Origin of the sequence: Mycobacterium sp. shizuoka-1, assembly GCF_002723835.1 — a bacterium.
Classification (GTDB): Bacteria; Actinomycetota; Actinomycetes; order Mycobacteriales; family Mycobacteriaceae; genus Mycobacterium.
The window spans coordinates 143,747-165,552 of record NZ_BEWG01000015.1; the positions used below are offsets into that span (position 1 = coordinate 143,747).

23 protein-coding genes are annotated in these 21,806 nt (G+C 68.7%); 9 read left to right on the forward strand and 14 right to left on the reverse strand.

What is annotated here, in order from left to right; translation table 11 throughout:
- Positions 1-4: 4 nt before the first annotated feature.
- From MSZK_RS04455 to MSZK_RS04475, 5 genes are all read right to left on the reverse strand, one after another.
- On the reverse strand, positions 5-1,138 hold the full coding sequence (locus MSZK_RS04455) for a hypothetical protein (protein ID WP_142389862.1): 1,134 nt from the start codon (positions 1,136-1,138) through the stop codon (positions 5-7).
- A gap of 27 nt (positions 1,139-1,165) precedes the next feature.
- Positions 1,166-2,503, reverse strand: a complete 1,338-nt coding sequence (locus MSZK_RS04460) for a papain-like cysteine protease family protein (protein WP_099245231.1) — start codon at positions 2,501-2,503, stop codon at positions 1,166-1,168.
- A 153-nt stretch (positions 2,504-2,656) separates the two neighbouring features.
- Positions 2,657-3,334 carry a class I SAM-dependent methyltransferase gene (locus MSZK_RS04465; protein WP_099245233.1) on the reverse strand — a complete coding sequence of 226 codons (678 nt, stop codon included), beginning with the start codon at positions 3,332-3,334 and terminating at the stop codon, positions 2,657-2,659.
- A gap of 10 nt (positions 3,335-3,344) precedes the next feature.
- Positions 3,345-4,826, reverse strand: a complete 1,482-nt coding sequence (locus tag MSZK_RS04470) for a glutamate--cysteine ligase (protein ID WP_099245235.1) — start codon at positions 4,824-4,826, stop codon at positions 3,345-3,347.
- Between the two features lie 50 nt (positions 4,827-4,876).
- Positions 4,877-5,635, reverse strand: a complete 759-nt coding sequence (locus tag MSZK_RS04475; protein WP_099245289.1) for a class I SAM-dependent methyltransferase — start codon at positions 5,633-5,635, stop codon at positions 4,877-4,879.
- Here MSZK_RS04475 and glpK point away from each other — a divergent pair.
- Positions 5,620-7,200, forward strand: coding sequence for a glycerol kinase GlpK (gene glpK, locus MSZK_RS04480; protein WP_199203184.1), 1,581 nt, complete (start codon positions 5,620-5,622; stop codon positions 7,198-7,200). The two genes, MSZK_RS04475 and glpK, sit on opposite strands and share 16 nt — an antisense overlap.
- Here glpK and MSZK_RS04485 read toward each other — a convergent pair.
- From MSZK_RS04485 to MSZK_RS04495, 3 genes are all read right to left on the reverse strand, one after another.
- Complete coding sequence (locus MSZK_RS04485; protein WP_142389863.1) at positions 7,197-8,369, reverse strand: histidine-type phosphatase; 1,173 nt, start codon at positions 8,367-8,369, stop codon at positions 7,197-7,199. The two genes, glpK and MSZK_RS04485, sit on opposite strands and share 4 nt — an antisense overlap.
- 82 nt (positions 8,370-8,451) lie before the next feature.
- A complete protein-coding gene (locus tag MSZK_RS04490) occupies positions 8,452-9,204 on the reverse strand; it encodes a PadR family transcriptional regulator (RefSeq protein WP_099245241.1) in 753 nt (250 codons plus the stop codon).
- Positions 9,205-9,287: 83 nt separating this feature from the next.
- Entirely contained in the window at positions 9,288-9,812 is a 525-nt protein-coding gene (locus MSZK_RS04495; RefSeq protein WP_099245291.1) for a PadR family transcriptional regulator, read from the reverse strand.
- A gap of 105 nt (positions 9,813-9,917) precedes the next feature.
- On the opposite strand from MSZK_RS04495, the gene MSZK_RS04500 reads away from it, so the two are divergent.
- The 6 genes from MSZK_RS04500 to MSZK_RS04520 are packed head-to-tail and all read left to right on the forward strand — an operon-like array spanning position 9,918 to position 14,298.
- Positions 9,918-11,264: a carotenoid oxygenase family protein gene (locus MSZK_RS04500; RefSeq protein ID WP_099245243.1), complete on the forward strand. Its 1,347-nt coding sequence runs from the start codon at positions 9,918-9,920 to the stop codon at positions 11,262-11,264.
- Between the two features lie 49 nt (positions 11,265-11,313).
- A complete protein-coding gene (locus tag MSZK_RS04505; protein ID WP_099245245.1) occupies positions 11,314-12,063 on the forward strand; it encodes an SDR family NAD(P)-dependent oxidoreductase in 750 nt (249 codons plus the stop codon).
- A complete protein-coding gene (locus MSZK_RS04510) occupies positions 12,056-12,565 on the forward strand; it encodes a nuclear transport factor 2 family protein (RefSeq protein ID WP_233211109.1) in 510 nt (169 codons plus the stop codon). The genes MSZK_RS04505 and MSZK_RS04510 overlap by 8 nt, the downstream gene beginning before the upstream one ends.
- A 25-nt stretch (positions 12,566-12,590) precedes the next feature.
- Complete coding sequence (locus MSZK_RS32565; RefSeq protein WP_199203185.1) at positions 12,591-12,749, forward strand: hypothetical protein; 159 nt, start codon at positions 12,591-12,593, stop codon at positions 12,747-12,749.
- 41 nt (positions 12,750-12,790) lie between these two features.
- Positions 12,791-13,912, forward strand: coding sequence for a cation:proton antiporter (locus MSZK_RS04515; RefSeq protein WP_099245293.1), 1,122 nt, complete (start codon positions 12,791-12,793; stop codon positions 13,910-13,912).
- A gap of 44 nt (positions 13,913-13,956) precedes the next feature.
- Complete coding sequence (locus MSZK_RS04520) at positions 13,957-14,298, forward strand: hypothetical protein (RefSeq protein ID WP_099245249.1); 342 nt, start codon at positions 13,957-13,959, stop codon at positions 14,296-14,298.
- 6 nt (positions 14,299-14,304) lie between these two features.
- Here MSZK_RS04520 and MSZK_RS04525 read toward each other — a convergent pair whose 3' ends face one another.
- The gene (locus MSZK_RS04525) at positions 14,305-15,168 is read right to left on the reverse strand and encodes an RDD family protein (protein ID WP_099245295.1); all 864 of its coding nucleotides are present in this window, start codon (positions 15,166-15,168) and stop codon (positions 14,305-14,307) included.
- A 28-nt stretch (positions 15,169-15,196) separates the two neighbouring features.
- On the opposite strand from MSZK_RS04525, the gene MSZK_RS04530 reads away from it, so the two are divergent.
- Entirely contained in the window at positions 15,197-16,189 is a 993-nt protein-coding gene (locus tag MSZK_RS04530; RefSeq protein WP_099245251.1) for a stage II sporulation protein M, read from the forward strand.
- 1 nt (position 16,190) lies between these two features.
- Here the strand turns inward: MSZK_RS04530 and MSZK_RS04535 are convergent, their stop codons facing one another.
- Genes MSZK_RS04535 through MSZK_RS04555 form a run of 5 tightly spaced genes read right to left on the reverse strand, consistent with a single transcriptional unit; the run spans position 16,191 to position 21,505 of the window.
- Positions 16,191-17,513: a DUF58 domain-containing protein gene (locus MSZK_RS04535; protein WP_099245253.1), complete on the reverse strand. Its 1,323-nt coding sequence runs from the start codon at positions 17,511-17,513 to the stop codon at positions 16,191-16,193.
- Positions 17,513-18,496: a MoxR family ATPase gene (locus MSZK_RS04540; protein WP_099245255.1), complete on the reverse strand. Its 984-nt coding sequence runs from the start codon at positions 18,494-18,496 to the stop codon at positions 17,513-17,515. The genes MSZK_RS04535 and MSZK_RS04540 overlap by 1 nt, the downstream gene beginning before the upstream one ends.
- The gene (locus MSZK_RS04545) at positions 18,493-19,629 is read right to left on the reverse strand and encodes a DUF4350 domain-containing protein (RefSeq protein WP_371411288.1); all 1,137 of its coding nucleotides are present in this window, start codon (positions 19,627-19,629) and stop codon (positions 18,493-18,495) included. The genes MSZK_RS04540 and MSZK_RS04545 overlap by 4 nt, the downstream gene beginning before the upstream one ends.
- Positions 19,611-20,264, reverse strand: a complete 654-nt coding sequence (locus MSZK_RS04550) for a DUF4129 domain-containing protein (RefSeq protein ID WP_099245297.1) — start codon at positions 20,262-20,264, stop codon at positions 19,611-19,613. The genes MSZK_RS04545 and MSZK_RS04550 overlap by 19 nt, the downstream gene beginning before the upstream one ends.
- Positions 20,265-20,275: 11 nt before the next feature.
- Positions 20,276-21,505: a hypothetical protein gene (locus tag MSZK_RS04555; RefSeq protein ID WP_099245259.1), complete on the reverse strand. Its 1,230-nt coding sequence runs from the start codon at positions 21,503-21,505 to the stop codon at positions 20,276-20,278.
- Between the two features lie 108 nt (positions 21,506-21,613).
- Here MSZK_RS04555 and MSZK_RS04560 point away from each other — a divergent pair.
- On the forward strand, positions 21,614-21,806 hold a 193-nt coding region (locus tag MSZK_RS04560), incomplete at its 3' end, for a GatB/YqeY domain-containing protein (protein ID WP_158230546.1).

Sequence of the window (21,806 nt, forward strand, 5' to 3'; positions counted from 1 at the left end):
GGGCTCAGGCGGCGATGGCCGACGGGGTGCTCGACGCGGCCAATTGCGCACTCATCGTCAAGTACTGGCCGCGCTGCCAGGCTTCCATGAACTTGTCCAGGGGAACCGCCAAGCCCTTGCCGCCGGTGCCGCCCGAGTCGTTGATGTAGATGACGTCTTTGGTCTCGTTGATCCCCAGAACGGTGATGGCGTGGTTGGCCAGGCCGAACCGCCGCGGGGTGTGAGCTCCGCCGATCGCCTCCGCCCAGATCACGTTGTTCACCGGCACGAACACCGAACTGGTGTTCAGCGCCGCTTTGAGGTTGGCCAAGGCCAGGTCGCCCTGGCTGCTGGTGTAGGTGGTCATCGTCGCGTCGACGCCGTGCTTTTCGAACAGCTGCATGCTGTCCACGTAGTAGACGTACTCGTCACCGAGTGGGTCGTAGATGTTTCCGGTCCGCGGCACCCACCTCTTCTGCAGGTCCTTCCAGACGGATCCTTGGCCTCGCGCCGGCAGGTAACTGGGGGTGTCCCTGGCGTCCTGGACGATCTCGGCCCACGTGGGCATCCCGTCCTCACCCTTGAGCTGGCCGATCACCATGGCGGTTGAGGACAGCACGCAGGTGTTGTTGTTGCCCTGATAAATCCAATACTTCACGTTTTGGACCGGGTTGCCGTACACCACATCACCGGGGTCGGGCGGGTCGCGCAACGGCGACTTCGCGGTGGGTGTCGCCTCGACGGTTGCCGTCGGGATCAGGCGGGTGCCCGGCAGCCGGGTGAGTTCCCGGCCCAGCGTCGCCAGTGTGGTCTGAATCGCCTGAGCCACGTCGGTCGGCGTCGGCAGGGTCGGTAGCGCCCGCGACGCGGTCCGCGGCGCGGACGCCCGCCGCTGGGCAACGGCGGTCACCCTCGGTGTGGCGGTGATCGGCCGCACCGTCGCGCCGGATCCACCGGACTGGGTGGCCCTCGGCGTGCGGTCAGGTGCCGACGAACGCGCGCTGGACGCCGAGGGCGAACTCACCGAGGAGTGACTGGAATCGGTCGGTGACGCCGAGGCCGCCGCACCCCCGCCCACGACGGCGGTCAAGACTCCCGCACCGACAGCCAGCCCACATGCCGCGATGGTCAGGGTTGCCAGTCGCCCGATCCGCTTCATGATTCGGCTCTCTCCCGTTCCGTGGCCTCAGGCCGCCAGCGCGAGGTCCGCCGCCGCCAGGGGCTGATCGGCTACGGATGTCAACGGGCGGGTCGCGATGATCAACGGGTAATTGGGATCCCAGGCCGCCATGAAATCGGTCAGCGACATGGTGGCGTTCTGGCCGTTGGGGCCCAGCGCGGCGTCATTGAGGTAGACCTGATCCGTCTCGGTGTTGATGCCGAGGACGACCGCCGCGTGTGCGACCGGGTTGGTGCTCGACATGATCGCGCTGTTGATGGTCACCATGACGGCCGAACCGTTCTCGAGTGCCGCCGCCATGTTGACCAGGGCCGCGTCGCCCTTCGTTCTGGGCAAGTACGTCGTCGAGACGGTGATGCCCTGGCCGCTCGTCGACAGCAGCTCCAACGCGTCTGCGGTCCAGACCCAGTCTGTGCCGTTGTCCAAGTACATCTTCCGGGCTTTCCCGGTCGGCTGGTTGTTGATGAATATCTGGCGTTGGACGCTGTCGGTGGTCTTGGCTCTGTCGATCCAGTCCTGCAGGGCGGGCATCGTGCCGGTCAGCTGACCGACCACCATCACAACCGCGGCCAGCCCCGAGGTCTGAGTGCCCTGGCTGACCCAGTACTGCTTGTTGACCGTCGGATTGCCGATGATGGTGGGCAGGTCGGGACTGTCGACGCCGACGTAGATGGTGGTGTCCGCGGTGGTGGGTCCGGAGGTGCCCAGGCGCACTGCGATGGACCGCAGCAGCGTCTGCAGCGCACCGGCCGGTCCGGGTAGCCGGGCGTTGCTGCCGTTGTCGGCGACGATGGTGAATTCGTCGACGATGGCGCCCTTGGGTACCTCGTCCTTCGGGGTGTACTTGTAGGCGCCGGTCGATTCGTCGACGACCACCGTGCCGTAGCTCGGCTGGTAGCCGAGCCGGTACTTCAGCGTGAATCCGTTGTTGCTCTTGGCGATGACGGTGCCGTCGACCACCCCGCCGGCACTTTCGGTTTGGCTGCCCTGGTCGATGGTGGGCGCCTTGTTGGCAAAGACATAGCGGAGTTGCCGCAGTAGCGAATCGACGGGCGTGAGCCGGGGATTCGCGCCGGCGCCTCGGGTGGTGGTCGAGTCGATTCGTGCCGGTCCGCGCTTGTTTGCGGCCGGGGCGCGGCGGCTGCCTGCGACACCGTGCTTGGCTGATGCGGTACCCGAGCTGGACGAGGTCGTGCCCCCGGCGGATGATGCGGAGCCGGTGTCGGCGGCGGCGACCGCGGCACCACCCAGCAACGCCACGCCCAGACCCAATGCGATCAGGCCGGCGATCAGCCAGGCGTAGCACGCCGCGCTGAGCGGCGCTTTCGATTCCCCGACCAACACTGCGTCCCCTCGGCCCGACTCCGATACAGCACTGCCGATGTCCGGCGTCCGGACATCGTGGGCACAGAATAGGAGACGTAGCGGACGAGCGTTTGCCAGATCGCACAATCTGGTGGGCTTTGCCGGAGGCCACCAGGAGCCGAGCGGCCCGGATCAGCCTGCCTTGTGGGCGCTGAGCAGGAAGGCAGGCATCTTCATCCGGCCCTTGGCATCCAGATCGAACGGCATCTCCGCCTCGGGCATGCCGACGAACTCCGGCTTGTGCGAATGGATGACCGCCGGCCGGATCTCGTCGATGTCGAAGTACTTCGACACCGCCGCACGCAGTTCGTCCTCGTCGACCTCGTTGGGTTTGGTCTCCAGATCCGGTGGGAAAGCGCCCTTGGCGAACACCAGGATGTACAACTGGGCGCCCGGGGCGGCGGCCCGGTGGATCGACCGCAGGTAGCCGTCGCGGGCCCCGACCGGCAGCGAGTGGAACAGGGTGCTGTCGAGGATCGTGGTGAAGCGCTCGTCGTAGCCGGTGAACGAGGTGATGTCGGCGCAGACGAACGTCGCGTTGCTCAGGCCACGCTCGCCGGCGGCCTCGGTCGCCGCCGCGATGGCTGTCGGCGCGAGGTCGATGCCGACGACGGTGCTGCCCGCCGCCGCGAGAGCCAACGACAACTCGGCCTGCCCGCATCCGGCGTCGAGCACCTCACCGCTGACCTTTCCGTCCCGGATCAATGCCGCCAGTTCGGGCTGCGGTTCGCCGATGTTCCACGGTGGCGGACCGGTGAATCCGCCTTCCTGCCGATAGACGCTGTCCCAATCCATCAGCTCAGAGTCCATGCCTGCCAACCTACTCCGCGATGACGTCCCAGGTGTGTACCGGCTCGTTGGAGTGCATCAGCTCGCAGTACCGCCGCAGCATCTCGGCCAGCGCCTGCGGGCGGGCCATGCCGTCGCGTTGCAGCGCCTGCACCGTCGCGACCTGCCAGACCGACCCGTTGCGACCGGTCTTGGCGCGGCCTTCGATGACGCCGAGGTAGCGGTCGCGCACCTCGGCGGCCACCCCCCAGCGGCGCAGGCCCTCGTCGGCCATCGGCAGCAGGGTGCGCAGCACCAGCTCGTCGGGGGTGATCTCGCCACGGCCGGGCCAGTACAATCTGGCGTCGAGGCCGTGACGCGCAGCCTCGATGAAATTGTCATGTGCGGCAGTGAAACTCATCTTCGTCCACAGCGGCCGGTCCTCTTCGGACAGGGTGCGCAGCGCGCCATAGTAGAACGCCGAGTTGGCCATCATGTCGACGACCGTCGGCCCGGCGGGAAGCACCCGGTTCTCCACCCGCAGATGCGGGCGGCCGTTGACGACGTCGTAGACCGGGCGATTCCACCGGTAGACCGTGCCGTTGTGCAGCCGCAGCTCGGGCAGATGCGGGGTGCGTCCGGCGGCCAGTTCGGCCACCGGATCCTCGTCGGACAGTTCGGGCAGCAGCGACGGGAAGTAGCGGACGTTCTCTTCGAACAGGTCGAAGATCGAGGTGATCCAGCGTTCGCCGAACCACACCCGCGGCCGCACGCCCTGAGCCTTGAGCTCGTCGGGCCGGGTGTCGGTGGCCTGAGCGAACAACTCGATGCGCGTCTCGGCCCACAGCTGGTGGCCGAAGAAGTACGGGGAGTTGGCGCCGAGGGCCAGCTGCGGGGCCGCCAGCACCTGCGCGGCGTTCCAGTTCGCGGCGAAATCAGCGGGCGAGACCTGTAGATGCAATTGCATGCTGGTACAAGCTGATTCGGGTGCGATCGATTCGGCGTGCAGGCTCAGCCGCTCGGGTCCGGTGATGTCGATGAGGATGTCCTCGCCGCGGGCGGTGAAGATCGAGTCGTTGAGCGCCTGGTACCGCAACGACGGGCTCATCCAGCTGCCGGTCAGATGTTGCGGCATCAGCGTGGGCAGGATCCCGATCATGACGATGTGCGCGTCGTCGGTGTTGGCCTTGGTCTCGGCGGCGTTGAGGCTGGCGCGAATCTCGTTTTCCAGCTCGAGCGCGGTGCGCCCGGGCAGTGGACGAGGCGGCACGTTGAATTCGATGTTGTAGGCGCCCAATTCGGTCTGGTAGGCCGGGTCCGCGATCGCGGCCAGCACTTCCTGATTGGACATCGCCGGCTGGTAGTCGTCGGTGACCAGGTTGCACTCGATCTCCATGCCGGTCAGCGGACGGTCGAACTCGAAACTGGACTGTGCCAGCATGGTTTCGAACACGTCGAGGCACAGTTGCACCTTGCGCCGGTACTGCTGGCGATGTGCTCGGCTGTAGCTGGCGTGTGTGACCTCGTCCCCCACGGGGTCGATGCAACCCGTTCACCGGCTGCTGCGCAAGCGAAACGCGCAGATCAGTCGCCGCGCCGGGCCACCAGCACCTGCCGGTCGAACGGGTTCGTGCTCACCTCGACGTCGACTCCGGCGTGGGCGCCCAGTGCCCGCAGCGCCGACGGGCTGTACGAGCGCAGCGAGCTGATCAGCCCGTCATGGGCGAACGGCCACCACAAGGCCAGCGGTGCCATCGCCGCCAGCTTGGCCACATGCAGTGGCGCCGGCCACCGCGGCAGATCGATGATGAGCAGTTCGGCGGCCACCCGGGTGCCTTCGGCAAGGACGCGCACCGCCTGTGCCGGGGACAGATGGTGAAAGGACAGCGCGAAGACGGCGAGGTCGAACGCGCCGTCCGCGGCGTCGATGGCGGTGGCGTCGACGACTCGGACGCTGGCGCGGGGATGATCGCCGAGATCGGAAGCCGCGATCGCCGCCACCGACTCGGGGTTGACGTCGGAGACGGTGACCTGCGCGGTGGGGTGCTGTTCGAGCACCGTGCGTGACAGCGCGCCGTGACCGGCGCCGAGTTCCAGGATCCTCGGGTCGGCGACGTCGGCGACCTCGCGCAGCACCAGTTCGGCGTTGCGGTCGTGCTCGCGGAACAGGGCGCCGACCCGGTCCAGCGTCGCCACGATGCCGCGCTTGACCTCGTCGTCGACGTCGTCGCGGTCCAGGTATTCCTGGCGGCCGGTCTCCAGCAGCCGATCCAGACACGAGGCGTCCGGACCGCCGCGCGGCATGTCGGCGATGTCGGAGATCTCGGATGCCATGTAGGCCATCATGGACGAAAGGGCTGTCCGTTGGCAGCACGCACGTCAGAGGAGAACCGTTGGCTGACTTCGTCGCCTCGATCGACCAGGGCACCACCAGCACCCGCTGCATGATCTTCGATCACAAGGGCACCGAGGTCGGCCGCCACCAGCTCGAGCACGAGCAGATCCTGCCCCAGTCGGGATGGGTCGAGCACAACCCGGTCGAGATCTGGGAACGCACCCAGACAGTGGTGATGTCAGCCCTGAACAAGACCAAACTGGCCGCCACCGACCTCGCCGCCCTGGGCATCACCAACCAGCGCGAGACGACCTTGGTGTGGAACCGCAAGACGGGCCGGCCGTACTACAACGCCATCGTGTGGCAGGACACCCGCACCGACCGTATCGCCGCCGCCCTCGAGCGCGACGGCCGCGGAGACGTCATCCGCCGTAAAGCCGGCCTGCCCCCGGCCACCTATTTCTCCGGCGGCAAGCTGCAGTGGATCCTGGAGAACGTCGACGGGGTGCGTGCCGACGCCGAACGCGGCGACGCCGTGTTCGGGACGCCGGACAGCTGGGTGCTGTGGAATCTGACCGGCGGAACCCAGGGCGGGGTGCACATCACCGATGTCACCAACGCCAGCCGCACCATGCTGATGAATCTGGAGACCCTGGATTGGGACGACGAGCTGTTGGCGCTGTTCGGGATTCCCCGGGCGATGCTGCCGCAGATCCGACCGTCGTCGTCACCGGAGCCCTACGGGATGACCCACCCCGACGGCCCGGCCGGCGGTGAAGTGCCGCTGACCGCGAGCCTGGGCGACCAGCAGGCCGCAATGGTGGGACAGGTGTGCCTGGCTCCTGGGGAGGCCAAGAACACCTACGGGACCGGCAACTTCTTGCTGCTGAACACCGGCGAAAAAATCGTGCGCAGCGACAACGGCCTGCTGACCACGGTGTGCTATCAATTCGGTGACGCCAAACCCGTTTACGCCCTTGAGGGTTCGATCGCGGTGACCGGCTCGGCGGTGCAATGGCTGCGCGACCAGCTCGGCATCATCAGCGGTGCATCGCAGAGCGAAACCCTGGCCGCGCAGGTCCCCGACAACGGCGGGGTGTATTTCGTCCCGGCGTTCTCCGGACTGTTCGCCCCGTATTGGCGCTCGGATGCCCGCGGCGCGATCGTCGGGCTGTCCCGGTACAACTCCAACGCACACGTGGCACGTGCGACCTTGGAGGCGATCTGCTATCAGAGCCGCGACGTCGTCGACGCGATGGAAGCCGATTCCGGTGTGCACCTTGAGGTTTTGAAGGTCGACGGTGGTGTCACCCAGAACGAGCTGTGCATGCAGATCCAGGCCGATGTGCTCGGCGTCGACGTGGTGCGTCCGGTGGTGGCCGAGACGACCGCGTTGGGCGCGGCCTATGCGGCGGGGCTGGCGGTCGGATTCTGGTCCGATCCCGATGATCTGAGGGCCAATTGGCTCCAAGACCGCACGTGGTCGCCGTCGTGGACCGACGAACAGCGTGAGGCCGGATACGCCGGCTGGCGCAAGGCGGTGCAGCGCACGCTGGACTGGGTCGAGGTCTAGGAGCTCAGCGCGGGTACGACGGCATCCAGCGGGCACACCTCGCCTTGGCAGCCGGCCGGGGTCAGCGGCGCCCACTGGGGGTCGCCGCCGGTCAGATCGCGTATCTGGCGCAGGGTTTGGGAGCGATAGGACGTCCGCACGAGCCGATTGCCGTCGGCGTCCTCGACCACCTCGAAGACCAAGGCGCCGCCGGGTGCCGGCTCGTCGTCGGCGAAGCCGGCGATCGACCAGTGCAGGTCCAGCAGTCCGGCGAGGTTGGCGATGTCGGTGTCGTGACCGACGACGACGGTCAGGGGCGGGCCGTCGGCGAGCGCATCGCGAACGAGGGTCGCGATCCCGCCGGCGTTGGCCAGCGCCATCGGTCGCGGCCGGGCGATGATCGACAGCTCCACCGCGTGCAGCTGCCCCACCGCGCGGATGTCCTCGGCGCTGGCGCGGCCCCAGCCCACCTCCGACATCGATTTGCCCTCGGCATACTGCAGCTCCAGCACTTCGGAGACCACCGAACCGTGGGCGAGCGCGCCGGTCAGCTTGGGCCGGTGGGTGCCGGTGGGATCGATGTCGACGCCGCTCGGCAGGTCGGTGAGCCCGCAGTCGCCGGTGCGGGGACCACACAGGATGCGGGTCACAGCATCCAGCGCCGGTTGGTATCGCCGCGCCACATCCGTTGCCCCACCGGGCCCCAACGCGGCGTCGACGGCCTCCGCCGCGGCCTCGGGCGTCACGCCTGCGGTCCGGTACTCGGCGAAGAGTGGGTCGGCGACACCCTGCGGTTGATGTTCGTTGACGATCCCGCAGCCGGGTGCCAGGGCGGCGGCGTAGGCGTCGCCGGTCGCGATGGTGCGTTCCAGCGAGTCCGACACGATGCGCACCTCGCCGGTCGGCGGGCATCCGTGGGCGGCTAGCACCCCGTCGGCGCCGAAGTGCCGGGCATCGGCAGCCGCCAGCAACCGGATCGCGGCCGCACCGTGTTGGGTGAGCCACCCGGGTCGGGTGGTCCACGTCGGCCAGGGATCAGGCGCGACCGAGACAGGAACGGGAGGTTCGGTGTTGGGCGGCCGGACGCCGTGGCGCATCACCATCACGGTGCGCACCACATGCCAGGTGTCGGCCCGGCCGGTGGGCGCCACGCCCGCTACAACGATGCCGAATGCCAGCAGGAGCGTCATCGACCGCAGCACAGAGGCATCGAAGCATGAGTTGGGCGCGGTTTCGAGCGCTGCACGCCCGAAACCGCGCCCACGTCAGGGATTACTCCGATTCGCCGAGGATCTGATAGATCTCGCGACGCGCATTGTTGACGATGTCGATGATGCGCTGCTGCTGTTCGGCGTTGGCAGCGAATGCCGCCTGTCGTACGGCCCCGAACAACTGGCCTACGGCGGCACGGATGTTGATCTGGCCGGGGTCGGCGCCTTCGGTGATCTCGTCCCAGGGCGCGGTTTCGATCTTCTCAGCGGCGGCGCGGCCTTCGTCGGTCAGCTCGAACAGTTTCTTGCTGCCTTCGGATTCGCTTGCCACCAGCAGACCTTCGTCGGCCAGCAGCTGCAGGGTGGGGTAGACCGAGCCCGGGCTCGGCTTCCATAGATCCTGGCTGCGCTCGGCGATCTCCTGGATCATCTCGTAGCCGTGCATCGGTCGCTCTGCAAGCAACTTGAGGATTGCGGCGCGCACGTCACCGCGGCGACCGCGTCCGCGGCCGTGTCCGCGACGGCCGCCGCGTCCACCACCGGGTCCGAAGCCCGGGCCAAAGCCGGGACCGAAGCCGGGACCGAAGCCGGGGCCGAAGCCGGGGCCGAAGCCGGGACCGAACGGCGGACCGTCGTGACGGCCGGACTGGTCGCGGAACTGCTCACGGAGCTGGTCGCGGAACTCGCGACGGGCGTGCCGGTCGTGGCGGCGGCCACGCCCCGCGGGGGCGAAGCCGAAACCGGGACCGAAGCCTGGGCCGAAGCCCGGGCGGCCCATATCAGGGCCGCCGAACTGGGGAAATGGGGTGTTCATCAAGGTTCTCGTTTCTGGTCAGGAAACGCCGAATGCGTTTCCGATACGTTGACGATATATCGGAAACTATCGCGATGCAACGGTCAGTTTGATCGGCGATCGATTTCCGCGACCACCCAGCGGGCCCACTCCGTCTCCATGACCGCCACGCGCAGCCCGAACTCCAGCGCCGCCCGCCCGTAGAACGCGGCGTCGCTGCCCTGCCAGTCCATCGAATCGCGCAGCTGCTCGTAGCGGGCGAGCTCGGCTTCGGCATGCTCGGCAACCGACACCATGTAGGACCTGGCTTGCTCGGTCGTCATCTCGCCGAGCAGGAACACCCGCAGCAGTTCGGCGCTGCGGTATGGCGGGTCGTCCTGCGGGTTGGTCATCCAGCGCACCAGGTCGCGCCGGCCGGTATCGGTGACTCGGTACTCCTTGCGGCCGCGCGGGCCGATGTCGGTGACCTCGATCAGGCCGTCGCCGGCCAGCTTGTTGAGCTCGCCGTAGAGCTGGCTCTGGGTGGCCGGCCAGACGTTGGCCATGGACGACTCGAACCGCTTGAGCAGGTCGTACCCGCTGCCGGGCTGCTGCGCCAACAGGCCCAGCGCCGCGTACCGAAGACTCACCCGCTCATCGTAGGGCCGCACATGTCAGTTGTGGAACGTCCCGCGCGGAGCGCAGACAACATTTCACTATTGACATGTCATCAGTGGATCGTCAAAGTGGTCGGTATGACGGACATCACCACCGACTCAGCCAACTTGCCCACCGAGGGCCAGTTCTTCCAGCGGGGCAACTACGCGCCGGTGCCGGACGAACTCACCGAATACAACCTGCCCGTCGAGGGCGCGATCCCGCCCGAACTCGACGGCTGGTACCTGCGCAACGGGCCCAACCCGCGCGAGGCCACCGGCCACTGGTTCACCGGCGACGGGATGATCCACGGCGTGCGCATCGAAGGGGGCGCCGCGACGTGGTACCGAAACCGCTGGGTGCGTACTGACAGCTTCGTCGACCCGTTCCCGCTCTACCGCGAGGACGGGACCCGCGACCTTCGGGCGGCGGTGGCCAACACCCACGTGGTCAACCACGCAGGCAAGACGCTGGCGCTGGTCGAGTCGTCGTTGCCGTATGAGATCACCAACGATCTGGAGACGGTGGGCTGCTACGACTTCGGCGGCAAGCTCGCGGACTCGATGACCGCCCATCCCAAGATCTGCCCGATCACCGGCGAGCTGCACTTCTTCGGCTACGGCAACATCTTCACCCCGCACGTCACCTATCACCGCGCCGATGCCAACGGGGAGCTCACCGTCAACCGGCCGGTCGACGTCAAGGCGCTGACGATGATGCACGACTTCGCGCTGACCGCGCAGCATGTCATCTTCATGGACCTGCCGATCGTGTTCAATCTCGACATCGCCATCAAGGGCGAGGGGGATATGCCCTACCGGTGGGACGACACCTACGGCGCGCGGCTGGGCGTGTTGCGCCGTGACGATCCGTTCGGCGAGATCCGCTGGTTCGAGATCGATCCCTGCTATGTCTTCCACGTCGCCAACGCACACGATTCGGCAGACGGGAAATCGATTGTCCTGCAAGCAGTTCGCTATCCTGAACTGTGGCGTGACAACGGCGGATTCGACGCCAGCGCGGTGTTGTGGAGCTGGACCATCGACCTGCAGAACGGCACGGTGCGCGAACGCCAGCTCGACGACCGTGCGGTGGAGTTCCCGCGGATCGACGACCGGCTGGCCGGCCTGCCTGCCCGCTACTCGGTGTCGGTCGGCGACGCCAGCCTGGTGCGCCACGACCTGACCACCGGCGACGCGGTCGAACACCGCTTCGGCACCGGCCTGGCGCCGGGTGGGCCGGGGGAGGCGGTGTTCGTGCCGTCCGCGTCGGGACCCGCCGACGAGAGCAACGGCTGGTATCTGGGCTACGTCTACGATGCGGCGCGCGACGGCAGCGATCTGGTGATCCTGGACGCCTCGGACTTCGCCGGAAAGCCGGTCGCCCGCATCCAGCTGCCCCGCCGAGTTCCCTACGGCTTCCACGGCAACTGGATTCCTGCCTAGCGGTACCGCGCTGCCCGGGGCGCGCGCACTGTTGCGACGATGAGGGCCCATGGATGACTTCAGCGCGCTACCCGGCACGGCGATCGTCATCGGCGGCACCGGCGGGATCGGGTCGGCGATCGTGCGGATGCTGGCTGCCCGCGGTTCGCGGGTGGGTTTCACCTACTTCGGCAATGCCGCCAAGGCCGCCGAACTCGGTGGTGGTGGCGTCAGTGGCCGGCACGTGGACATCACCGACGCCGCGGCGGTGCGGCAGGTGATCGATGCCTTCGCCGAGCCGGGCGGAGTGCACACCGTCGTCCACGCCGCCGGCGCCCACGTGCCGATGCGGCACCTCAGCACCGTCGGGCCCGATCGCTTCGAGCACCAACTGCGCACCGATACGGCCGGGTTCTTCCATGTCGTCGCCGCCGCGCTGCCGCACCTGCGCAGCGCGCGCGGCAGCCTGGTGGCAGTGACCACGGCGGCCACACGGCGGTTCGCCGTCCGCGACGGTCTGTCGGTCGCCCCGAAGGCCGCCATCGAGGCGCTGATCCGGGGCATCGCCGCCGAGGAAGGCCGGTTCGGCGTGCGGGCGAACTGCGTGGGCCCCGGCATGCTGGTCGACGGCAACGCCGAACGGCTGATCGCCGACGGTGACCTCGACGAGAAGGCACTCGAGGCCGCCCGGCGGAACACCCCGCTGGGGCGGTTCGGCGCCGCCGACGATGTCGCCGAGGCAGTGTGCTTCCTTGCGTCGCCCAGGGCCGGATTCGTCACCGGCCAGAAGCTCGACGTCGACGGCGGTTACGGTGTCTGATGCCGCCGACCGGCTTGCCGACGTCCAGGCGATCCGTGACGTGATCGCGACGTACTGCCGTGGCGTCGACCGGCTGGATCTCGACCTGGTGCGGCAGGCCTATCACCCCGACGGCGTCGACCACCACACCGGTTTCGACGGGGCGGTGGACGAGTTCGTGCCCTGGTTGCAACGAGGACTCGAAACACTTTCCGGAACAATGCATTTCGTCGGCAACCACCACGTCGACTTCGTCACCGACGACCGCGCGATCAGCGAAACCTATGTGATGGCAACCCATTGGGGCCGGCCGGACCAGGATCAGCGGGCCAATTTCACCACCGGTGCGCGGTATGTCGACCTGATGGAACGCCGCAACGGCCGGTGGGCCATCGCCGAGCGCTGGGCGGTGCGGGAATGGACCCGCCCCGACGTCTTCGTCGCGCCGGAACGTCGCGGTCCGCGGGGCACGCGGGATGCTGAGGACCCGCTGTCGGTCGTCCTGAAACGCTTTGGCCTGTAGGCGGCGCGAGTACCCTCAGCACACCATGGCGGTGAAATGGCGGAACCCTCCTGAAGACCACGACTACGACGCCGTCGACCCCCTGCAGATCGCCGACGGCTACCACCGGGTGTACGCGAGTTTCCCGACCGACGAGAACGCGTCGATCCTGTGCAGGCTCGTGTCGTGGGCGTCCGCGACGTGAGCTTCGGCTTCTCCACCCTGGCGTTGGTGGCGGTCGTCGGCATGGCCGGGCCGGTGCTGGCCTCGGTGCCGCGGCTGCGCATCCCGCTCGTCATCGGCGAAGTCGCGGTGGGACTGCTCATCGGCAGAACCGGGTTCGGACTCGTCGACACCGCCGACCCCACGTTCAGCCTGCTCGCCGACGTCGGCTTCGCCCTGGTGATGTTCGTCGTGGGCACCCACGTCCCGATCCGCGACGTCACCCTGCGGTCCTCGATCCCGGGCGCGATGCTGCGCGCCGTGCTCGTCGGCGCGGTGGCGACGGTGTTCGGAGTCGGGTTGGCCGCACTGTTCCAGACCGGGCACGCCGCGGTGTACGCGGTGTTGATGGCGTCGTCGTCGGCCGCGCTGGCACTGCCGGTCATCCAGGCGCTCGGCATCGACGGTCCGTCGGTGAAGGGTGTCACCGCGCAGATCGCGATCGCCGACGCGACGTCGATCGTGTTGCTGCCGTTGGTGATCGACCCGGATCGTGCGCTCACCGCAGCGGTCGGAGCGGTGCTGATCGGGCTGTGCGCCGCTGTCGTGTTCGCGGCCCTGTGGGGGTTCGATCGCCGCGGGCTGCGCAAGCGGCTGCACCATTTCTCTGAGGACAATGGGTTCGCCTTGGAGTTACGGATCAGCCTGATCATCCTGTTCGCGCTCGCCGCCCTGGCGATCGCCACTCACGTGTCGATCATGCTGGCCGGGTTCGCCCTCGGTTTGGCCGTCAAGGCGGCCGGCGAGCCGCGGCGGTTGGCCAAACAGCTGTTCGGCATCACCGAGGGGTTGTTCGGTCCGCTGTTCTTCGTCTGGCTCGGCGCGTCGCTGCAGGTGCGCGAACTCGGTGACCACCCCGGCTACATCCTGCTGGGAGTGGGGCTGGGGCTGGGGGCGGTGCTCGCCCACTGCGCCGGCCGGCTGACCGGCCAGCCACTGGCCCTGTCCGCGCTGGCCGCCGCCCAACTCGGCGTGCCGGTGGCCGCGGCCACCCTGGGCACCCAGAACCACCTGCTGTCGCCGGGTGAACCGTCGGCGCTGATGCTCGGCGCCCTGCTGACGATCGCAGTCACCTCGGTGGCAAGCGTCATCGCGGCCCGGCGGCGCCCGGAGCAGCCCGCACCGCCGCCTGCGCAACCGGCCTGATCCCCGACGTGTGCCGGTTGCCCGGTGCGGGTAGCCGCTTGTCTATGACCGCAACGAATGCCACCGACGCCCACCCCGACAAGGCGCCCCGGGCGAGGCTGTGGGTCAACTGGCTGCTGGCACTGTCCACGATCCTGGGGGCCGCCGCCGTGCAACTGTTCGCCATGGGCGCGGTGATGAGCACCGCGGCGTGCAGCGCCGCCAGCTGCCCGAAACCCACCGGATTCGTCTACGGGCTGCTCACCTACGGCGCGCCGGTGATCGCCGTGGCCGCGATCGTGTTGTCGTTTTTCACCGCCAGGCACCGGCGCGGGTTTCTGGTGCCGCTGGTCGCGTGGCTGCTCCTGATCCTGGACGTCGCGATCCTGGCGGTGACGTTCTCCTAGTCGCCGCTAGCTCGGCGGCACCAGCCCGTCCGTGCTGGGAACGGGCGGGGGACCTCCTGGACCGGGTGGCGGCAGGTAGGCCGGCGGCGGAGCCGGCGGGTAGAAGGGCGGAGGCGGCGGCCCGGCCGGGCGCAACCGGGCCAGTTCGCGGCGGTGGCGCTCGGCGAGCACCGCGGCGAGGACATATTGGGGCGGGACGCCGGGCGGCGGTGGTGGCGAGATTCGGGCGGCGATGTCGGCCGTGATGCGATAGGCCATCTGGTCGCGCACTTGCGGCGTCAGTTGCGGTGCCCGCGCGAGGAATTGGCGCGCCAACTCGGCTTGGTCGGGGCCGAGAGCGGACAGTTCCAGCGACGCCGCCCACCACGCCAGTGCCGGCGGCATCACCGGTGGCGGTGGCAGCTTGGGACCGCGCTCGCTGATCACCACGGTGCCGGCGAACACATCGCCGATCCGCTTGCCGCGCGGTGAGATCAGGCTGCAGATCACCGCGGGGCCGCCGCCGAACATCCAGATCTCCACGAAACCGGACAACGCGCGAAACAGCGCCTGCCGGAACCGTTCCGGGCCACCGTCGTCGGAGACGACGCGAAGACCCATCGCCATCTTGCCCAGTGTCCTTCCCCGGGTGGCGGTTTCGAAGACGACCGGATAGCCGACGATCACCAGCACGGTGAAGATGATCAGCACGGCGGCCGACAGCGCCTCGTCGAACTGGGTGACGGTGGTCGCCCACAGCAGCACACCGATGAGGTAGCCGATCACGATCACCGCGATGTCGATCAGCGCGCTGAGCGCTCGCACCGGCAGCTGCGCGACCTGCACATCGAGGACGACCGCGTCCCCGGTCACCACCGTCTCGGGCACCATGTCGATCAACGGTACTAGTGTCGGCCGGGTGGACGTCGACGCTTTCGTGCTGGCCCACCAGGACACCTGGAAGCGGCTCGAGGATTTGGTGAAGCGTCGCCGCAGGCTGTCGGGCGCCGAGGTGGACGAACTCGTCGAGCTCTACCAGCGGGTCTCCACTCACCTGTCGATGGTCCGCTCCGCGTCGTCGGACTCGGTGCTCGTCGGCCGGCTGTCCAGCCTGGTGGCCCGCGCCCGCGCGGCCGTGACCGGCGCCCACGCCCCGATGTGGCACGAGTTCGCCCGATTCTGGACGGTCTCGTTCCCGGTGGTGGCCTATCGGGCGTGGCGGTGGTGGCTGGCCACCGCCGTACTGTTCTTCGCGGTGGCCGCGGTCATCGGGATCTGGGTGGGCGGCAGCCACGAGGTGCAGTCGGCGCTGAGCACGCCGCAGGAGATCGACCACCTGGTCAACCACGACTTTGCCGCCTATTACAGCGAGAACCCGGCCGCGTCGTTCGCGCTGCGGGTGTGGGTGAACAACTCGTGGGTGGCCGCGCAGTGCATCGCCTACGCGATCCTGCTCGGTATCCCGATCCCATGGGTGCTGTTTCAGAACGCCGCCAACCTCGGCATGGTGGGCGGGCTGATGGTGGACGCAGGCAAGTCCGACGTGCTGCTCGGCCTGCTGATTCCGCACGGTCTGCTGGAGTTGACGGCGGTGTTTCTGGCCGGCGCGGTCGGCATGCGACTGGGCTGGACGGTGATCTCCCCGGGGGATCGGCCCCGCGGCCAAGTGCTGGCCGAGCAAGGCCGTGCGGTCGTGGCGGCTGCGGTCGGGCTGGCCGCGGTGCTGTTGGTGTCGGGGCTGATCGAAGCGCTGGTGACGCCCTCGCCGCTGCCGACCTTCCTGCGTATCGGCATCGGGGTGGCCGCCGAGGCGGCATTCCTGTCCTACGTCGTCTACTTCGGTCGCAGGGCGAGCCGCGCCGGCGAGACCGGCGACATCGAGGACGTCCCCGACGTGGTCCCCACCGGCTGAACTACAGCCGGCCGGTGGCCTTCATCGCCAGATAGCGGTCGGCAAGGGCCGGCGCGAGATCCTCCGGTGGCGCATCGACCACCTCGACACCGCTGTGCCGCAGGCGGCTGGCAATGTGCCTGCGGTCGTTGCGGGCCCGCTCGGCCGCCGCCGCGTCGTACACCTGTGCGGAATCCGCCCGCCCGGCCGCGAGTTCGTCGACGCGCGGGTCGGACACCGCGGCCACGATCACCTTGTGCCTGGCCGACAACTGCGGCAGCACCGGAAGAAGGCCCTCGTCCAAGGCAGAGGCGTTCAGATCGGTCAGCAGCACCACCAGCGCGGTGCGCCGGACCCGGCGCTGCACGGCGGCCACCATCGCGGTGGCATCCGATTCGATCAGCGCCGGCTCCAGCGGGGCCATCGCCTCCACGAGTTGGGCCAGCAACTCGGTCCGGGAGGCGCCGAACACCGCTGCGCGGGTGAGCCGGTCGTGAGCCAGGAAGTCGACATGGTCGCCGGCGCGGGCAGCCAGGGCGGCCAGCAACAGCGCGGCGTCCATCGACCAGTCCAGTCGCGGCCACCCTCCCGGATCGCGGGCGGTGGGATCGACGCCGACGCGGCCCGCCGAGGTGCGGCCCGTGTCGAGCACGATCACCACCCGCCGATCGCGTTCGGGTCGCCAGGTCCGGACCACCACGTCGGCGCGGCGCGCGGTCGCCCGCCAGTCGATCGAGCGGACGTCGTCGCCGACGACATACTCACGCAGTGAATCGAATTCGGTGCCCTGGCCGCGGATCAGCACCGGCAGCAGCCCGTCGATCTCGCGCAGCCGGGCCAATCGGGACGGCAGGTGTTTACGCGACAGGAACGGCGGAAGGATCCGAACCTGCCCCGCAACCGGGTGCGAACGCTGCCGGCCGGCCAGCCCCAGCGGTCCGATCGAACGCACCGTCACGATGTCGGAACGCAGATCGCCACGGCGGGCGGGCCGCAGCTGCGTTGTAACAGTGACGGTTTCCTGGGACCGGACGTCGAGGGAATGTGCCCGTGGTTCGGCGCAGGCGCTCGGCGGCCACGCGTCACGCAGCGCGCCACGCAGCCGGCGGGATCCGGTGTTGTGGATGTGCAACACCGCGTCGGTGGGCTGACCCAGCCGTGCCGACGCCTGGCCGGCACGGGTCAACCGCAGTGCCTGCGGACTTCCGGCCAACGCCACGTCGACCGCGACGGTGGCCGCAATGATCAGTAGCACAGCCGCGAACGTCATTGCCGGCCAAGGTGACAGCGCAATCGGCAGAACGCCCAGCAGGGCGATCAGCCCGGTGCGCCCGGTGAGCACCACTAGCGTGGGACCGGCACCGCGGCCAGGATGCCGTCGAGTACGCCGTCGGGGGTGGCTCCCTCGAGTTCGGCCTCCGGACGCAACCCGATCCGGTGGCGCAGCGTCGGCCGGGCCATGGCTTTGACGTCGTCCGGGGTGACGTAGCCGCGGCCCGACAGCCACGCCCAGGATCGCGCCGTACCCAGCAGCGCCGTCGTGCCACGAGGGGACACGCCGAGTTGCAGAGACGGCGAATTCCTTGTCGCACCGACGATGTCGACGATGTAGCCGAGCACCTCGTCGGCAACCAGCACCTGCTTGACCGCCTCGCGGCCCGCGGCCAGTTCGGCGGGACCGGCCACCGGACGGATGGCGCTCAGATCGCGGGGATCGAAGCCGCCGGCATGCCGGGACAGGATCGCGATCTCCTGGTCCCGACCCGGTAGCGGCACGTTGAGTTTCAGCAGGAACCGATCCAGCTGTGCCTCGGGCAGCTGGTAGGTGCCCTCGTACTCGATCGGGTTCTGGGTGGCGGCCACGATGAAGGGATCCGGCAGCATCCGGGGCTCGCCATCCACGCTGACCTGGCGTTCCTCCATCGCCTCGAGCAGGGCCGCTTGGGTTTTCGGCGGTGTGCGGTTGATTTCGTCGGCCAGCATCAAGTTGGTGAACACCGGACCCTCGCGAAAGACGAAGGCCGCGGTCTTGGCGTCGTACACCAGCGACCCGGTGACGTCGCCGGGCATCAGGTCGGGTGTGAACTGCACCCGCTTGAAATCCAGTTGCAGCGCGGCGGACATCGCGCGGACCAACAAGGTCTTGGCCACGCCCGGAACGCCTTCCAGCAGTACGTGTCCGCGGCACAGCAGGGCGATCACCAGCCCACTGACGACGGCGTCCTGGCCGACGACGGCCTTGGCGATCTCACCGCGCAAGGCCAGCAGCGCGGCCCTGGCGGCATCGCCATCGGCGGTCGCGGCGGGAGGTTGGGAAAAGTGCGTCACGTCTTCGTGACCTGCCTTTCGATGTCGTCGAGCGCGTGGGCGAGGTGGAGCAGATCGTCGTCGGTGCTCGGGGTCGGTCCGAACAGTACGTGGTGCACAGCGTTCGGATCTCCGCGGTGGCGGGCAGCGACCGCGTTCACCACGGCTACGTCAGACGCGTTGGGGCCCAGCCCCAATCGCGGAATGAGTCGCTGCAACGTGGCCGTGCGAAGCGCGTCGGCCGCCTGGTCGCGGGCCCGGCGGGCCCGGTAGAGCCGGGCTCGGCCCTCGACGGTCTCGGAGGCCCGTACCACCACCGGGAGCTTCTCGGCGACCAGTGGGCCCAAGCGTCGGCCCTGCCACACCGCCAGCAAGACGACGGTCAGGCACAGTTGCCAGACAATCCACACCACCGCGTCAGGCATCAGCTCGCCGAGCGAGCTGCCGGCCGTGGCGTCCCCTTCGGGCCGTTGCGGCGCATACCAGATCAGTCGCGGCCGAGTGCCGGCCAGATTCATCGCCAGCGCAGCGTTGCCCTGCTGGAGCAACCCGCCGTTGGTCATGAAGTCGGAGGAACCGACAACGGTCACGGTCCGACCGTCGGCCTGATAGCGCACCAGCGCCCCTCCGTAACAACGGGTCAGGTCGACATCGCCGGCTCTTTCATAGGTGTCGGTCGATCCGAGCTCCACCGTCCCGGCCCGATTGGCTTCGGGCAGATCGCAATCGGGCGCCATGGTGAGCAGGGTGGCGCCGCCGATGCGGACGTGCGGGGTCAGTGCTTGGCGCGCGCGTGCCGTGGGTTCCAGGACGAGGCGGTCGCCGGGGACGTCGGCCAGCCGGCTCAACAGATCGTCGCCCCGGGTGTAGTAGGTCTCCGCCGCGAGCAGCAGGGTGTCGGGCCCGGCGGCCCGCTCGACGTCGGCCACGGTGCGGGCGACGACGACGTCGACGCCGCGGTCGCGCAGCAGAGTGACCAGTGCGTGTGCGCCCTGCGCGCTGGTCGAGTCCGGATCCATGTGGCCACCCGGGCGTGGGGCGGTGAGAAACGCCCCGAGCGCCGCGATCGCCGAAATTGCGACCAGTGCCAGGGCAATCCAGCGTCCGGTACGCCAACGCTGGCCGACGGTTGTGCTCACCGCAGTGGCGCCCAGGTGTCGTTGACCGCGGGGACGGCCGCGTCCACGCCGTTGGGGACCGCATGCCTGCGCAGGGCCTCGTCGAGCTCGGCGACCATGCGGTAATGGGGTTCGGTGCCGGGCTGCTCACCGTAGGTGACATCGTTGAACACGCTTGCCGCGCGGCGCAGTTCACCGTCGAACGCGGGTAGCAGTTCCCCCGCGTCACGGGCGAGCTCGTTGGCCGTGCGCCCCGGAACCGGGTTGAGCACGCCGATCTCTTCGAGCTGGCGGCCGACGGCTCGGAGCCGGTGCCGGATCGCGGCAGCCCAATTGCCCGCAGCCGCATACCCTTGCGCCGTCGCTCGGTGTTCGGCGGCGCTGAGCTCATGCGTGCCGAACAGCCCGCTGTCGGCACCGCGGTTGGTCCGCATGGTGCGTCTGGCGATCCGCACGGCGACGATGAATGCCACCAGCACCACCAGGGCCAGCACCGCGATGGTCAACCAGCCGCCGGGGATCGACGATCCCTTGAGGATCACCCGGTAGAGCAGCTCCTGCAGCCATTCGCTGAACCTGTCTGTCAGCGAGGCTTTGGGGTACATCGGTTTCGCCAGCTCACGCTGGGCCGCCTCGTGAGCCGTTTCCCGGTCGATGTCGATGGTGGGCATGGTGTTACGGGTCAGTGCGATGGCGTGAGCCACAGGTGGTCGGCCGTCGTGGTGTCGGCAGGTCCGGCGTGGGCTCCGGTCTGCAGGACCAGATCGAATGCCTCGGCGCGGATCCGGATGTCGGTGTAGAGCAACACCACCACGCCCGCGGTGAACGGCGCGGTCAGGATCTGGCCGATCGCGCCGCCGATCGCGATCAGTGTGGTTGCCGCGACGATGGGTCCCGTGGTGGTCTCGCCCACCAGCATCACCTGTCCGGCGATGCTGAACGGCACCGAGACGGCCCCGGCGACGAGGCCGGCGACCAAGGCGGCGAGCATCCGGATCCCGATCACGCGCCAGAAGTGGTTGCGTACCAAGCCGAACGAGCGACGGATCGCGGCGATCACGGGTTTGCGTTCCAGCACGATGGCCACCGGCGCGAACGACAGGCCGGTGTACAGATAGGCCAGGGCGGCGATCAGTGCCAGCACCAGGGGGATGCCGACGATCACCGCGGCGGTGCCGCCCACGCCCACGGCGATTCCGGTGATGATGCCGACGACCACGCCAACCAGGAGCACCGCGGCCAGGATCTCGAGCGCGCTGAAACCGAGCAGAGCCCAGAGCCGGCCGCGAACGCGTTGCCACGCTTCACCGACGCTGATCTTGGCGCCGAACACCGCGCGCCCCACCACGACGGTGAGCATGCCCGACAGCACGATTCCGGCCAGGAAGGTCGTCAGCGCGCTGGTCGCACTGGATAGCGCCGACCCCACCAGAACGGGCGTGGACAGCTCGTCACCGCTCTGGGCTCCGACGGTGCCGCCCATGGAGACCAGCGGACCCAGCTGCAGGATCAGTGCCAGGGCCTGGGTGATCACCACGACGACCGTGGTCAGACCGAGCGTCGCCTTCGGATTGGCCCGGATGTATCCGACGGCGCCATTGAAGATGTCGGACAGCGACAGCGGCCGCAGCGGGATGATGCCGGGTTTGGCCGCCAGGGGAATCGGGGCGCCATACCCGGGTGGCGGGTATCCGGGGGGCCCGTAACCCGGCGGTGGGTATCCGGGAGGCCCGTAACCCGGCGGTGGGTAGCCCGGTGGGCCGTAGCCGGGTGGTGGATAGCCCGGCGGCGGGTAACCCGCCGGCGGATAGCCGGGAGCAGAGCCATACGGTGGCGGGCCGGGCGGCGGGAATGGCGATTGACCAGGCCATCCGGGCGGGGGTCCAGGTGGCCCTGCGGGAGGTGCCGTCACCGGACAGCGCCCCCGACGTCGTTGCTCATGAGCCCATCCTGGCGATCGGCGGGGTATTTCTCAACGTCTCCTCCGTCCCACCCGTCGGCGGCGCGTAGCGTTTGCGCCATGGCGGAGCTCAAGGATCGGCTGAGGTCGGACCTCACCGAAGCGATGAAGACCCAGGACAAATTGCGCACCGCGACGCTGCGGCTGCTGCTTGCGGCCATCCAGACCGAAGAGGTCTCGGGAAAGCAGGCGCGGGATCTCTCCGACGACGAGGTGCTCAAGGTCCTTGCCAGGGAGTCCAAGAAGCGCAGCG

Bases quoted from the DNA above. Each gene is read 5' to 3' on its own strand.
- MSZK_RS04465 (WP_099245233.1), bottom strand. From the start codon at position 3,334: ATGGACTCTGAGCTGATGGATTGGGACAGCGTCTATCGGCAGGAAGGC.
- MSZK_RS04500 (WP_099245243.1), top strand. From the start codon at position 9,918: ATGACGGACATCACCACCGACTCAGCCAACTTGCCCACCGAGGGCCAG.
- MSZK_RS04520 (WP_099245249.1), top strand. From the start codon at position 13,957: ATGACCGCAACGAATGCCACCGACGCCCACCCCGACAAGGCGCCCCGG.
- MSZK_RS04505 (WP_099245245.1), top strand. From the start codon at position 11,314: ATGGATGACTTCAGCGCGCTACCCGGCACGGCGATCGTCATCGGCGGC.
- MSZK_RS04455 (WP_142389862.1), bottom strand. From the start codon at position 1,138: ATGAAGCGGATCGGGCGACTGGCAACCCTGACCATCGCGGCATGTGGG.
- MSZK_RS04490 (WP_099245241.1), bottom strand. From the start codon at position 9,204: ATGAACACCCCATTTCCCCAGTTCGGCGGCCCTGATATGGGCCGCCCG.
- MSZK_RS04485 (WP_142389863.1), bottom strand. From the start codon at position 8,369: ATGACGCTCCTGCTGGCATTCGGCATCGTTGTAGCGGGCGTGGCGCCC.
- MSZK_RS04475 (WP_099245289.1), bottom strand. From the start codon at position 5,635: ATGGCCTACATGGCATCCGAGATCTCCGACATCGCCGACATGCCGCGC.
- MSZK_RS04550 (WP_099245297.1), bottom strand. From the start codon at position 20,264: ATGCCCACCATCGACATCGACCGGGAAACGGCTCACGAGGCGGCCCAG.
- MSZK_RS04525 (WP_099245295.1), bottom strand. From the start codon at position 15,168: ATGGTGCCCGAGACGGTGGTGACCGGGGACGCGGTCGTCCTCGATGTG.
- MSZK_RS04515 (WP_099245293.1), top strand. From the start codon at position 12,791: ATGGCCGGGCCGGTGCTGGCCTCGGTGCCGCGGCTGCGCATCCCGCTC.
- MSZK_RS32565 (WP_199203185.1), top strand. From the start codon at position 12,591: ATGGCGGTGAAATGGCGGAACCCTCCTGAAGACCACGACTACGACGCC.
- glpK (WP_199203184.1), top strand. From the start codon at position 5,620: ATGCCATGTAGGCCATCATGGACGAAAGGGCTGTCCGTTGGCAGCACG.